At 44.4% G+C, this 12,870-nt stretch carries 13 protein-coding genes; 10 read left to right on the top strand and 3 right to left on the bottom strand.

Going from position 1 to position 12,870, the window contains the following annotated elements; all coding sequences use genetic code 11:
- Window positions 1-1,418: 1,418 nt before the first annotated feature.
- The 8 genes from Q4526_RS05595 to ectB all read left to right on the top strand — a co-directional run bounded on the left by Q4526_RS05595 (window position 1,419) and on the right by ectB (window position 8,791).
- Entirely contained in the window at window positions 1,419-1,841 is a 423-nt protein-coding gene (locus Q4526_RS05595) for an FxsA family protein (protein ID WP_215975915.1), read from the top strand.
- Window positions 1,842-2,008: 167 nt separating this feature from the next.
- Entirely contained in the window at window positions 2,009-2,302 is a 294-nt protein-coding gene (locus Q4526_RS05590; protein ID WP_215975914.1) for a hypothetical protein, read from the top strand.
- Window positions 2,303-2,428: 126 nt separating this feature from the next.
- Window positions 2,429-2,704, top strand: coding sequence for a hypothetical protein (locus tag Q4526_RS05585; protein ID WP_215975913.1), 276 nt, complete (start codon window positions 2,429-2,431; stop codon window positions 2,702-2,704).
- Between the two features lie 114 nt (window positions 2,705-2,818).
- A complete protein-coding gene (locus tag Q4526_RS05580) occupies window positions 2,819-4,519 on the top strand; it encodes an ATP-dependent endonuclease (RefSeq protein ID WP_215975912.1) in 1,701 nt (566 codons plus the stop codon).
- 267 nt (window positions 4,520-4,786) lie between these two features.
- Window positions 4,787-5,347: a hypothetical protein gene (locus Q4526_RS05575; protein ID WP_215975911.1), complete on the top strand. Its 561-nt coding sequence runs from the start codon at window positions 4,787-4,789 to the stop codon at window positions 5,345-5,347.
- A gap of 156 nt (window positions 5,348-5,503) precedes the next feature.
- On the top strand, window positions 5,504-5,866 hold the full coding sequence (locus Q4526_RS05570) for an iron chaperone (RefSeq protein ID WP_215975910.1): 363 nt from the start codon (window positions 5,504-5,506) through the stop codon (window positions 5,864-5,866).
- Window positions 5,867-6,025: 159 nt separating this feature from the next.
- Window positions 6,026-6,781 carry a hypothetical protein gene (locus tag Q4526_RS05565; protein ID WP_215975909.1) on the top strand — a complete coding sequence of 252 codons (756 nt, stop codon included), beginning with the start codon at window positions 6,026-6,028 and terminating at the stop codon, window positions 6,779-6,781.
- A gap of 744 nt (window positions 6,782-7,525) precedes the next feature.
- Complete coding sequence (gene ectB, locus Q4526_RS05560) at window positions 7,526-8,791, top strand: diaminobutyrate--2-oxoglutarate transaminase (RefSeq protein WP_215975908.1); 1,266 nt, start codon at window positions 7,526-7,528, stop codon at window positions 8,789-8,791.
- A 90-nt stretch (window positions 8,792-8,881) separates the two neighbouring features.
- Here the strand turns inward: ectB and Q4526_RS05555 are convergent, their stop codons facing one another.
- The 3 genes from Q4526_RS05555 to Q4526_RS05545 all read right to left on the bottom strand — a co-directional run bounded on the left by Q4526_RS05555 (window position 8,882) and on the right by Q4526_RS05545 (window position 10,595).
- Entirely contained in the window at window positions 8,882-9,595 is a 714-nt protein-coding gene (locus Q4526_RS05555) for an NYN domain-containing protein (protein ID WP_215975907.1), read from the bottom strand.
- Between the two features lie 19 nt (window positions 9,596-9,614).
- Window positions 9,615-9,968: a DUF1428 domain-containing protein gene (locus Q4526_RS05550; RefSeq protein ID WP_215975906.1), complete on the bottom strand. Its 354-nt coding sequence runs from the start codon at window positions 9,966-9,968 to the stop codon at window positions 9,615-9,617.
- Window positions 9,969-10,352: 384 nt separating this feature from the next.
- Window positions 10,353-10,595, bottom strand: coding sequence for a hypothetical protein (locus Q4526_RS05545; protein ID WP_215975905.1), 243 nt, complete (start codon window positions 10,593-10,595; stop codon window positions 10,353-10,355).
- A gap of 169 nt (window positions 10,596-10,764) precedes the next feature.
- Between Q4526_RS05545 and Q4526_RS05540 the strand changes: the two genes are divergently transcribed.
- Window positions 10,765-12,174, top strand: a complete 1,410-nt coding sequence (locus tag Q4526_RS05540) for an ATP-binding protein (protein WP_215975904.1) — start codon at window positions 10,765-10,767, stop codon at window positions 12,172-12,174.
- Window positions 12,164-12,850, top strand: a complete 687-nt coding sequence (locus tag Q4526_RS05535) for a response regulator (RefSeq protein ID WP_215975903.1) — start codon at window positions 12,164-12,166, stop codon at window positions 12,848-12,850. Before Q4526_RS05540 ends, Q4526_RS05535 begins: the two co-directional genes overlap by 11 nt.
- Window positions 12,851-12,870 lie beyond the last annotated feature (20 nt).

The following is a 12,870-nucleotide window of genomic DNA, read 5'->3' as shown; positions in this document are numbered from 1 at the left end:
CTTTCGCCGGGCGGGCGATTTGCTTCTTCCCCTTATGATTGTGCTGAGTGTAGGTCAATGGTAGTGGTTGAGCGCACAGGACGTGCGCGAAAGGCATAAGCGCGCATGGACGCGCGATTTAGGCCGACCGCTAGCATTGGCTGTAGCGAAGGTAGCCCGCAGGGCCCAATCATCGGGGCGCGTTTCTTGATTCCTTCTTGTCGCGTCACAAGAAGGAATTCGCCTGCCCGGCGACAGAGGGCATCTAGGTTTAATATTTCGGCCTGATAATTGAGTAAAATTTTCTGCAAAAAGTAACGGTCGCTACTGAGTATGTGCCGGATTTCGCCCGGCGGGCGAGCTACTTCTTTGGTGAGCAAAGAAGTAGCCAAGAAACTCACCCCGGCAACTGGCCCTCGGCAACCGCTCCTGCGTTGCTCTAATACACTACATCCATGTAGCTATTCGGGTGCCCTCACTCCGGTTGATTTTAGTGGGCCGTATCGATAGGCCTCGGCCCAGGCCGGCCTCTCTGCCTTCGGCATTCACCTCCTCCTGTTTGCTTACCCACTAAAATCAACCTCCACTCGGCTCAGTGGCATGGGGGTGAGGGGGCTTAGTAGCGGGTTTTGTTTTTGCGTCTGACATCAGGCGTCAGACGTCAGACTTTCATTTCCCGTCAGGTATCTGATTTTAATTTATCCTTTGCCCTCTTTCGCCGGGCGGGCGAGCTACTTCTTTGGTGAGCAAAGAAGTAGCCAAGAAACTCACCCCGCACATCTCAGCCCTTCGGGGTCCCGAATTCGAGCCAATTTTGAGAGTCGGAAAAGATCGCTTCCCAGCGCTTTTCCTTAATCGCACGCAGCCCAGGCTGGCTTCTCTGTTGCTGAGCAACATTCACCTCCTCCATGTGCAATTAACCCACAAAATTGGCTCGAATTCGGCTGGATGAGATGGGGAGTGGGAGCTTAGTAGCGGGTTTTGTTTTTGCGTCAGACGTCCGACCTCCGACTTCAGCCATGCCTGTTGCCAAACTGGCCATTCCATGGCACTATTTTCCTCAAGTGTTTTACAGGTTTGATGATGTTCTGACAGATCACCACAAATCAGTAGGCTAGCCAGTTGGAAGGTGAGGTAAATAAGTGCATCGGGAGTGGTGTGCGGGCACTTATCCCTTCTGTTTTTCTGCGTTTATCTGGCATACATAAATAACTACTTAGCCAGTATCTCAATTCAGTTATAGAACGTTTTTAAATTGTCTTTGAGAATTGTAAAGAAAGCCGGCCCATTTTAAACTCGGAATAATGCGCCAACTTAATAAAAATTCTAGGCTAAATAGAGAGTTGTAAATGATTTCTAAAGCTATTCTAGGAGAAATAGGTTGCCAGGCGAAATTTTCAACTCGCACATTAATAAGCTGTTGAGGCATTCAGGATCATATGAAGTCGCTATTTTTTCTGATAATTCTTGGAGTAAGTGAAGTTGTAGTCATTGGTCAACTTCATTCAATATTTGGGCTGTACACGCTTATTGGACTTTATGTGATTTCTACTGCCATAGGCGGTATTCTACTTTATGTACGTTATCCTGAATTCAAGCGCTCTATGAAGGCCTCTAAAAATTTAGGAAAGAAGTTTAAAAATAAAATTTCTGAAAAAGAACACGCACTGTCTACAGATCAGCTAAAAAAATTTCCGCCATTATTATTTATCGCACGATATGGTATTGCTGTGGGCTTAATCATAGCGCCAGGAATTGTCTCTGATCTAGTTGGTATTGCAATCATTTTGCCTGTAGTAACAAGTTTCTTTATCAATCGAAAAATTGACAAAGAAATTGTCAAGGCAGGGGTTCAGCCTTAATAATGCGCAAAGTTAGCCGCGGCTGAGCGCGGCGTTAGGTTTTCCGAATGACAGTTTCGCCTCCAATATTCTTGATAGGAATTTTTTTTGCATTTGGCTTCCTCGTCGTTACACTGGTCCCTGGTGTGTTGCTGTTATGGTCGGGAAGAAAATGGAAGATTTTCTAAGTGACGAACCCATTGCGAACGGCCTACCTTATAGCTGCTATCGCGATTTTTGTTCGCTTTGTGATAGCTGCGCCCCAGATGGTTATTGCATCAATAGTCCCTAACTTCTCTGGATTCTTTCCACCATATTTAGTTGTTTTCTTTATCGTTGGGTTTATTGTTTTCAGTATTAGAAGAGAGTTCAAGTCTTACGGAAAATTTGACGCGGCAATATCTGGAGCGATCTCCATGGCTTTTGTTCTATGGTATCTATTGGTGGAACTAGCAATTTATGCTTATATTACCAAAACCTAACAATGGAAATCAGCCGTGAAATAGATGAGGGTATCTGACCCAGATGTTTTTCTTCGAAAGAAAGTGACGGGTGGTGGTGGATTTTTCATCAACCTTAGATCAAACCAATATTGAGAGAAGCCATTTATGGAATTAATGAATCAACCTTTTAACGGTCAGCTCGGAAATCGTTTGATAGAGTTACTTGAATCACAGGACTATCACACTTTAAACATCGTAGTCGCCTTTGCAAAGAACAGTGGCGTTCTTAGGATGAAAGATGCGCTCGAAAATTTCCGAGTAAAAGGTGGGAAGGTAAATGTTTTTGTGGGAGTCGATCTGAATGTAACGTCTTATGAGGCGCTTACGGCTTTGCTCCTTTGTACTGACTCATTAAATGTAGTGCATTCAGAAAAAAAATAGATGAGGGTCAGGCCTTACATTTCACGTCAAGGTGTAAAATGTATGGTCTGACCCCGATGTTTTTCTTTAACTCCACATAGCCACCTACCAAATGTCAGGGATTGTAGAATAAATATGAAGCTAATTGATTTTTCGGTCACAAACTTTAGAAGCATAACTAAGGCTCATAAAGTGTCTCTATCCCAAACAACTATTTTGATTGGGCGTAATAATGAGGGGAAATCAAACCTGCTGAAGTCGCTAGATATTGCCATGACGACATTGCAACAGCATGCAATATCGGAAAGACGAGGAGGAGTTTATTTAGGGTCTAGAAGATATGCTCGGAAAGATGATTCTCACTACTTTTGGGAAAGAGATTTCCCAATAACTCTTCAAGATAGGAAGTCCAATACTCAAACTATATTTAGACTTGAATTTCTTTTGACTTCGAAAGAAATCGATATGTTTAGAAAAGAAATCAAGTCAAGGCTAAACGGATCTCTTCCAATTGAAATCAGAGTAGGGAAAGATGACAAGCCAAGCATCAGGGTGGTAGAGAAGCGAGGGGCAGGTGGGGCAGCACTAAATGCAAAGTCTGGTCAAATTGCTGAATTTATAGGTAAAAATATTACTTTTAATTACATTCCTGCTGTTCGTACAGATCAAGAAGCTATGGAAGTTGTTAGGGTTATGCTAATGCAAAGAATGCGTAAGCTTGAAGCTAATAACGATTACAAGGTTGCACTTGAAACAATAAGGAAAATTCAAGAGCCCGTTTTAAAAGAACTAGGAGAACAAATCAAAGAGCCTTTGCAAGAATTTTTGCCCGGTATAAAAAATGTAGATGTCGCAATACCTGATGACAGCAGGCGCTCGTCATTTCGAAATGAATTCGAAATCATTATTGACGATGGAACTCCTACAAGTCTATTTTTCAAGGGAGACGGAGTTAAAAGCTTAGCGGCTCTAGGCCTTCTAAAGAATAGGGGGGCTTCAGTTGGTGCTTCGATTATTGCGATTGAAGAGCCTGAATCACATTTACACCCTGCCGCGATTCATCAGTTAAATGAAGTCATTATGGCTCTGGGAGAAAATAATCAGGTTGTTCTCACGACACATAATCCATTGTTTGTCGATAGAACCGATATAAGATCAAATATTATCGTAAATAGCGGCAAGGCCGTTCCTGCGAGGAATATAGGTCAAATCAGAGATTTATTGGGTATAAAAGCTTCTGACAACCTCGTAAATGCAAGTTATGTTTTAGTTGTAGAAGGGGGGGATGATGTCATCTCATTAAAAGCTATCTTATCCGCTGAGAGTGAAATAATTAAGAAGGCAATAAATAGTCATCTGTTAGTAATAGATGAAATTGGTGGCGCTTCTAATTTATCTTATAAATTAACTCTTCTTAGTAACTCCCTGTGTGTTTATCATACTTTTTTAGACAATGATGAATCAGGCCGAGCGGCTTACGACAAAGCTGAGTCGGATGGGATTATTTCCAGTAAGAAAAATACGTTTGTTACTTGTAATGGCGCTCGGAATACGGAGTTCGAGGACTGTTTAAATCTTGATCTTTATCGTAATGAAATAATCGAAGAATTTGGTGTTGACCTAAGTCAGCCAGCATTTAGGTGTAATAAAAAATGGTCTGAACGTGTTAAATCAGCATTTCTAAATGATGGTAAACGATGGAGTGATACCGTCGAGTCGAAGGTTAAGTATGTCGTTGCAAATGCAGTTAAGGCTGTTCCTAAAAATGCTCTAAATGAGCACAAAAGAAACTCAATTGATGCACTTATTACTAATGTTGAAGCGTTATTGAGTTAACAAGCGACTGTGGTTAAAATCAAGCCTTCAGCAACGTTATCTTTGGCTAATTTATGCCTCTATCCACGGCTGATTATCACGAGCTATGGCGTTTAATGTTGTCATAATTTATCACATTCAGGCCGTTAGCGAAAATTTTTTATGTATAGAAAGAGGGGGCAGATGAGATTCGCTTATCGTCTAAATCCATAATCATTGATCTGCGGCCACTTTTTCTAAGAAGGTGTTTATCGCGACTAGTTAATCACTAAGCCTGAGGTTGGGGCGATGATGTTGAAAAAAGTAATGAGTTTATTTATTCCCATCTGTGTTTATGGGTGTTCGTCAAATATACAGCCATCTTCGCCGGTAAAAAATAGTATAGAAGTGATTCAGTTTAGTGAAGAGTATGGGGATGTAAGCAGTAACCATCCGGCGTACGTGAAGGCAAGCAGGGAGTGCGAATCAGAAACTTTCGGCCGTGGCATTTTAGTAAATGGTGATCTATTGACAGATCGAGATGAGTTGTTGTCTATATGGTCAAAGCATAGGTTTGAGTATATTAAAAAACGAATGGAGGAGGAGCGGGATATAATTGAGCCTGCAAGTGTTGCAAGCACTAGTGTCAACATAAAAAATAATCAGGCTCGGGAATCTTTCAATGAATATGTGAGTCATCTCGATGAGTATGCTAATTCGAAATCACTGCCAGAATCAATCAAGAAAATTGAAGATGTCAACCGAAAGTATATTGCATGTTTAAGGAATGAAAAAGGATTTCGGCCAGTTAGAGTGTTGGTCAAAAACCCTAAAACAGGGGATGTGGTTTCAGTGCATGAAACACCCTGAATGAAAAATATTTTTCAACCATCGTAAGTTTTGTGATCAGATGATATATGTGGCATTTAAATGCCGAGATCTTTAATCGACTTTCCAATATTCTGATTGTTGCAAAGCTGCGTGTGATCCGTGGCGCTGGGAAACTCTTTGTAAGAGGGTGAAAGTATGAGTTCAAAGAAGTTTAGTTCAGTTGAAGATTATTTAAGTTCACTAGATGCTAAACAAGGGAAAACTCTTAGAGAGGTTATTAACTTTATTATCGAAAGCTTTCCTGATTTAAATTGCAAGCTGGCTTGGAATGTGCCTCAGGTTTATAAGGGTGATGATTATGTGTTCGGGGTGTCGGCACTAAAAAACCATCTTGCTCTTGCTCCATGGAGTGCTGAGGTGATCGAAAATTTTAAGGAAGAGCTCGAAAGACAAGGGTGTGTTGTTAAAAAGAATTTGTTTCAAGTTCCTAATGATTGGAATATTGACAAAAAATTAGTAAGTGACTTGGTTGTTGCCAGAAAATTAGAATTGGATTAATTGGGTCATTAGCCTTACCTTTGTGTAAAACACGTTTAAAAATTCGGCGTCAGGCTATGAATTGTGAATCCCGGGATTGTTGTTCGCGTAACCCCATTTTCTTTCTGTCATCTGGCCCAGTTTTCATTCTAACAACAATTCAATTTAATTGGGGATTAAGTGATTTCCATGGTTGCTAGGTTGGGATTTAAAAATGGATTGCTTATATTTTGGCTTTTCTTGATTCTTATTGTGCTTTTGAGCAAGCTTTATTCACCTGGTATTTATAAGTATTTTATAAGGGAGGATTCGTTTAGCGAGTATTTACAATCGTTTAATTATTTTATTGCAGGGGTTTGTTCTATTTATATGTCTGTGTTGGCAATCAAACATAGGCTACTTGTTGTAGGTTTTCTGTTTATTTTTCTGGGGGTTGGTCTATTATTTGTGTCCTTGGAGGAAATTAGTTGGGGACAACGAATTTTCGAAATTTCAACTGCCGAGTACTTCCAAAAAAATAATGTACAAAATGAGCTGACTATTCACAATTTAAATACTATTCAGTCATATTTACGCCACGCTTACATTGCTATTTCAGCGTACGGTGCCTTTTCCTGGGTTTTTGGTAGTCTAATATTATCTAGATGGAAGCTGAGCTATAAAAATGCTTTGAATTATGTGGTTGTTGATTGGTTTTTAGCGCCATATTTCTTTGTTTGTTTTTCAATTTATACATTCTTACACTACATTAGGGTGTATATGTTCAGCAATGGAATGGGGATGGATCTAGGGGAAGAATTTTGGTTTTTTTTGCATTGGAGAGATGAAGAGCATGGCGAACTTTTTTTGTCTTATGGTTTTCTTTTCTTCGTATTTGTAAGTTTTTTCAAGCTCCAGAAGTGTTTGCGTGCGCGGGAAATTGGGGGCGGGTATTGAGTTCTGATATCATCAAGCCTGAATTAAGATAATGCTTTAAGGAGCAGTGGTCGATTTCGGAGTTGTTGTGAATCTCATTCAACCGTTAACGCTGTGGGTTAGGCTTGTGTAACGAAAGGAAATTTTTATGCAAAAGGTGGTACTTTTTAAAAAAAATGTCATTTTGGAGCAGTCAGCCAAGTATCAGTGAGTTAAATTCTAAAATTGCATCACTGAATAATGATGGGTGGACGGTTATTTCAATCAATCCAATCTCTTCAGTTCTTGGCTTAATTCGCTCATATACCTTACTTTTAGAGAAGTAAGGTGAAAAATCCATATTAAATACTGCGGCTTATACTCTAGCTTAGAATAATTATTTCGCCCACTCATGAGGAGTGGGCGCCATGGCGATCCTTGTACGCTGGGGCCGGTAAAGGTATGATATATCTTCTAAATTGGCCTGCTTTAGTACTGTAACAGCAGCGCTTTGTCGCCGTATACGGCGCCTGGCAAGGTATTTGCCAGCTTAAATATTCTCACGATTGCATAATGGGGCAATAGCAGTGACCTGGCTTTCAGGTAAATTGATAGGCATAAGTATTGTTTTGGGGCCGCTTCGAATGTGGGGCAGCTCAGTGACCCTGCCTGTAAGTATGACCCTACCCAGTACTCTGGTCTTATCAGCTTTTGCTTCCTACTCTTCTAATTTACGAGCTGCGCGATGCACGCCTCACCCATCTCATTTAACCCAAAAGGTATATAATGGATATTTTTAACGATCACGAGTCAGAAGTACGCGGTTATATTCGCTCTTTTCCGAAGGTCTTTGATAAAGCCGTAGGCTCTGAGATTTTTGATAACGAAGGGCAGCGCTACATCGACTTTTTCGCCGGTGCTGGCACGCTTAACTATGGGCACAACCCTGATGTGGCGGTGGATGCGCAAATCCAGTATTTGCAGGATCGTCGTATCGCTCACGGCTTAGATAAAGCCACTGTGGCAAAACAAGAATTTATGACTTCGTTTGTCGAGAAAATTCTAGAGCCGCGCAATTACAACTATAAAATGCAGTTTACCGGCCCTACCGGAACCAACTGTACCGAGGCGGCCATGAAACTGGCGCGCCAGGTTAAAGGCCGCCCTAACCTTGTTGCCTTCACCAACGCTTACCACGGCCACACCATGGGCGCTCTTTCCGCCACTGGTAACGAAGCCTATCGCGACGATTCTTACGGCGCTCGCGGTGCGATTTCGTTTATGCCGTTCGACGGCTTCTTGGGTGACGATATCGACACACTGCATGTGTTTCGTCGCTTCCTGGAAGACAGCGGCTCCGGCCTGGAATTGCCCGCCGCTGTGATGATCGAAACCGTACAGGGTGAAGGTGGCTTGAATGTCGCTTCCAAAGATTGGTTGCAGCGTTTAGCGGCTCTTTGTAAAGAGTTTGATATGTTGCTAATCATCGATGATATTCAGGTCGGTAACGGCCGCACCGGTAAATTCTTCAGCTTTGAAGAAGCGGGCATTGAGCCCGACATGGTGTGTTTGTCAAAGTCCATCGGTGGTGGTAACCCCATGGCCGTTCTGTTGATTAAGCCCGAGGTGGATGCTTGGTCGCCGGGCGAGCATACCGGTACGTTCCGCGGTAACTCGCTGGCGTTTGTGGCGGCGAAAGAGCTGATTGATAAATACTGGTCAGACGATAAGTTAACGCATGAAGTGAAACGCAAGTCTGAGATTATTTTTGAGGCGCTCTACGCGTTGCAAAAAGAGTTCCCTAAATTAGTGAAAGATGTACGTGGCCGCGGTTTGGTGTTGGGTATTGAAACCGATCACCCCGATTTTGCCAGTGAAGTCTCCGCTCAAGCGTTTGAAAATAAACTGATTTCAGAAACCTGCGGTGCGACCGGTCAGGTAAACAAAATCTTTGTGGCGCTTACCATCGAAGATGACATTCTGAAAGAAGGCTTAGAGATTTTCCAGAAATCATTCCGCGAAGTGGCGGCTAAGCACAATATCACTGAATAATCACTAAGCTGAATTATTCAGATGTAAAAAAGGCCTTCAAACGAAGGCCTTTTTTATTAAGTTTCTGAAAGTTTAACTACTTGCACCCCTTCAACTCTTTTTCTTTCTAACATCTCTTACCAAGTATAAATTACCAGGCCCACGTTTTAGCTCAAATAGGTCAATGGCCTTAATTAAACTGCTGAGGTTCTTATAGCCGTAGTTGCGGGTGTCGAATGATGTTTTGTTGGAGATGTGCGATCCGAGGGGGCCGAGAGCCGCCCAGCCATTGTCCTCTTCGGTCGCTTCTATGGCCTGGCGCAGTAAGTTGATGAGCTTTGTATCAGATTTAATATTCTTGGGTTGATCTTGCGATTTTTCGTGAGGGCTTGGGTCTCTGTCTAAGAATAAAAACTTAGAGCATGCATTAACAAAAGGCGTTGGAGTTTTTCGCTCACCAAAACCCAGTACGACCTTACCTTCGGCAAGAGCGCGGGTCACCATCGGGGTAAAGTCGCTATCGGATGAGACGAAACACATAACGTCAATATCTTTGGTGTACATGACGTCCATGGCATCTATGACCAGTGCAATATCAGAGGCATTTTTTCCTTTCGATAGGTCGTATTGTTGAATGGGCTGAATAGCGTATTCGTGAAGAAGTTCCTCCCATGCCTTGAGAGACGACTTTTTCCAGTTGCCGTAAGCTTTGCGTATAGTCACTACGCCGTACTTGGCAACTTCACTCAGTACATCTTCAAATTTGGCCGCAGGGGCATTGTCTGCATCAATAAACAACGCAATTTTCTGTTTTGAATCTTCCATTTCAAAAAACTCTTTTAGTCTATGTCTTTGCCACAAGGGTGAAGCCGCCGTAGATTAGCCGCTTGCCATCGAAGGGCATGGGGTTGCTGTCCGGGTGCATGCGTGGGTCCTCCATCGAGGATTGCCAGCCGGCATCGCGCACTTCTTTTGAGGGCCACATAATCCAGGAAAAAACCACTGTCTCGCCCGGTTTTTTATCAACAGCCATGGGGAAAGACGTGACACTTCCGTCGGGCACTTCATCACCCCAGGCATCGACAACTTCTATGGCGCCATTTTCCTTAAAAACGGCGGCCATATCCTTGGCGTGCTCTATGAATATCTCTCGGTTTTCGTCCGGTACAGCAGCGACCATTCCATCTATATACGCCATGTAAAAATCCTCACGTTGGTTGAGTTGAGGTTAACAGTATAGACGAATGGGTGAACGCTAATCGTGTAGTATTGGTAAAAAATATTGCCCGTTTACTAATAAAGTCTTGGCTGCTCAGCATGGGCTATGGATGTTGTAGGGGCAATGCTGTCCATCCTCAGGCCAGCTTGACACTCCCTATCGTTTACTTGGCGCTTCGGCCAGGGCCTTATGCGCTCGGGCAGGTTTGATTCTCGCAGTAACAGCGCGTGTTGTTGCCTGGTTGAAAAAAGGCTTTCCGAAGAAAGCCTTTTTATGGGCGAATATTTGACGGGCTGTCATGCTTAACGGTAGGTGATTAGGCGCTGCACTGGCAAGCCTCATATTAACAAGTCTTGGCGCTTACTATCGGCGCTCAGGTCTGTCGGCGGGCACGCCAACCAGTCCATCTTCCATCTCTTTGCAAATTGCTTCCAGGGTATCACCGTGTGGCGTCTCGATTTGTACGCTATCGCCCTCAACTTTATCTATACAGGCATCGAAGGCTTCTTGTGGTGGTTTACCCCGGCCTTGGCCAGGGGCTGCGCTGGCAACTGTGGTGGCTAGTAGGGCAAGAGTTCCTAAACATACAGCGATTTTTTTCAACATAGTTTTAATCTCATAAAATACAAATTCATAACGCCACTCGGTGTTCTGATTGGCAAGCACCCAGTAACAATAACGGCAAAATGTGCAGATTCTGCGCAAAAAATACAGACAAGTAGGTCAGTTTACGGATAACGCTCGTCTTGTCGTGGCGTTTCGTTATACTTAACCCATGAAAATTACCGCCAAACTTTTCCTCACTTTCTTAGCCGTAATCAGCTGCGTTATTTTAGCCAACGTTGCACTGGCTAGATGGAGCTTCCAGCAGGGCTTTCTCGACTTTATCAATGAGTTAGAGCGGGAGCGCCTGACCGTGTTGGGGCTGGATCTGGAGCGCGAGTATGACCGCAACGATGCAAGCTGGGAGGGGTTGACGTTTAACCGCTTGAGTGGGCGAGCGACTCTGCCCATTCACCCGCGCCGCGGTGTTCGGGGCGAGCGGCATCCGCCGCCACTGGCCGGGCGCAAGCCCGCGCATGAAACAACACCGCCGACAGCGCTATACGACGCCGATGGCAACTGGTTAATGGGGCATGTGCCAGAGCAAGCGAATGCCGGCAGTGTGGTGGTGCCCGTCTTTTATAACGAGGCAAAGGTTGGCGAGCTGCGCAGTTGGCCAGAAGCGCCAGGCGCTTTCTCATCCGCCAGTGAGTTTTCCCGTAAGCAGCTAATGGCCAGTTTGTTTATCGCACTGCTGAGTCTGGCCTTGGCGGGTATAATTTCGTGGTTCGTTGCCCGGCGTCTATTGAAGCCGGTTAAGTCTGTTTTGCATGCCGTCGGTGAGCTTTCTAAGGGTGACTACGAAACATCTCTGCCCGATACGCGCAGAGATGAGTTGGGTGAGCTAATGCTTAATATCAGCGAGTTGGGGCGCATTTTACGGGCAGACCGTACCGCCAATCAGCGTTGGTTTGCCAACATTTCTCACGAATTGCGCACGCCCCTGACCATTTTAAAGGGCGAAATAGAAACATTGCAGGCGGGCATACGCCCCTTTGATCAGCAGCAGCTGAAGTCTTTTGCGCACGAAATAGATTTGCTCAACCATTTGGTGGATGATTTATACCAAATATCCCTGACCGACATAGGCGCTTTGCGCTACCAGTTCGAGCACCTAAATCTCAGTGAGTTGATAGAATCGTTGGCGCCATCGTTTACCGAGCGCGCGGCAAACGACCAGCTGAAGTTTGAATATCGTGGTGAGCCAAACCTCTGGGCCGAAGTTGACCCGCTTAGGTTTAAGCAATTGTTACTGAATTTAACGGCTAACTCCTGTCTATACACCGATGCGCCGGGCACCGTCAGGCTGACTGTGCGGCAAGACCAGTCCGAGGTTTATTTAGTGCTTGAGGACTCCGCCCCCGGGGCGGAGTTAGATAACTTTGAGCAGCTTTTTGCCCCTTTGCACCGCCAGGATTACTCCCGCCAAAGACACGCGACGGGGGCGGGCTTGGGGCTTAGTATTTGCCGCTCTATTGTCGATGCTCACCGGGGCGAGATCAGTGCCACAGCGTCTGAGCTGGGCGGGTTAAAGGTCAGCATAAGGCTAAACAAACGCAGAGTGGGGCGAGATGAACACTGAACCCTTAGTTGTTATTGTTGAAGACGAGCCAAAAATTGCCCAAATATTGGTGGATTTTTTTCAGCTCGAAGGCTTTAAAACACAAATCGTTAGTGACGGTCTTCATGCCAGTGAAGCTATTAAAGCGAGTAGGCCTCAGGCGGTGATACTCGATCTGATGCTGCCGCATAAAAGCGGACTGACGATTTGCGAAGAAGTCCGGGCCTTTTCAGATGTGCCTATTTTAATGCTGACCGCACGGGTGGATGAAATTGATCGTTTAACGGGCTTAAACATTGGCGCCGATGACTATATTTGCAAACCTTTTTCACCACGCGAAGTCGTTACCCGGGTAAAAGTTATTTTGCGCCGCATGCAAAAAACAACACAGCAACAAGTCGATGTCTTGAGTTATAAAAATCTTCAGATTGATACCAACCGGTTCATCTGCAAGCTTGGGGAGGCCCCTCTGGACCTTACGCCGGTGGAGTTTCGGTTATTAACGGCTCTGGTGCGGCGGCCGGGTGTTGTTTTGTCGCGCGAGTCATTAATGAAAAATGCCTACGATGACTCTCGGATTGTCAGCGACAGAACCATCGACAGTCATATGAAAAACGTTCGCACTAAACTCAATCAAGCGCAGGCCGAGAATAACCTTCTGCACTCCGTTTACGGGGTCGGCTATAAACTTGAGTAGTACACTGCACCAAATACTCA

Source organism: Gilvimarinus sp. 2_MG-2023 (assembly GCF_030547685.1).
Classification (GTDB): Bacteria; Pseudomonadota; Gammaproteobacteria; order Pseudomonadales; family Cellvibrionaceae; genus Gilvimarinus.
The sequence above is the reverse complement of the archived record's forward strand: the minus strand, read 5'-3'. Positions and strand labels throughout refer to the sequence as shown.

What these genes read in the sequence shown, in the direction of transcription:
- Q4526_RS05595 (WP_215975915.1), top strand. Translation starts at nt 1,419, where the DNA reads ATGAAGTCGCTATTTTTTCTGATAATTCTTGGAGTAAGTGAAGTTGTA.
- Q4526_RS05585 (WP_215975913.1), top strand. Translation starts at nt 2,429, where the DNA reads ATGGAATTAATGAATCAACCTTTTAACGGTCAGCTCGGAAATCGTTTG.
- Q4526_RS05580 (WP_215975912.1), top strand. Translation starts at nt 2,819, where the DNA reads ATGAAGCTAATTGATTTTTCGGTCACAAACTTTAGAAGCATAACTAAG.
- Q4526_RS05575 (WP_215975911.1), top strand. Translation starts at nt 4,787, where the DNA reads ATGATGTTGAAAAAAGTAATGAGTTTATTTATTCCCATCTGTGTTTAT.
- Q4526_RS05570 (WP_215975910.1), top strand. Translation starts at nt 5,504, where the DNA reads ATGAGTTCAAAGAAGTTTAGTTCAGTTGAAGATTATTTAAGTTCACTA.
- ectB (WP_215975908.1), top strand. Translation starts at nt 7,526, where the DNA reads ATGGATATTTTTAACGATCACGAGTCAGAAGTACGCGGTTATATTCGC.
- Q4526_RS05555 (WP_215975907.1), bottom strand. Translation starts at nt 9,595, where the DNA reads ATGGAAGATTCAAAACAGAAAATTGCGTTGTTTATTGATGCAGACAAT.
- Q4526_RS05550 (WP_215975906.1), bottom strand. Translation starts at nt 9,968, where the DNA reads ATGGCGTATATAGATGGAATGGTCGCTGCTGTACCGGACGAAAACCGA.
- Q4526_RS05545 (WP_215975905.1), bottom strand. Translation starts at nt 10,595, where the DNA reads ATGTTGAAAAAAATCGCTGTATGTTTAGGAACTCTTGCCCTACTAGCC.
- Q4526_RS05540 (WP_215975904.1), top strand. Translation starts at nt 10,765, where the DNA reads ATGAAAATTACCGCCAAACTTTTCCTCACTTTCTTAGCCGTAATCAGC.
- Q4526_RS05535 (WP_215975903.1), top strand. Translation starts at nt 12,164, where the DNA reads ATGAACACTGAACCCTTAGTTGTTATTGTTGAAGACGAGCCAAAAATT.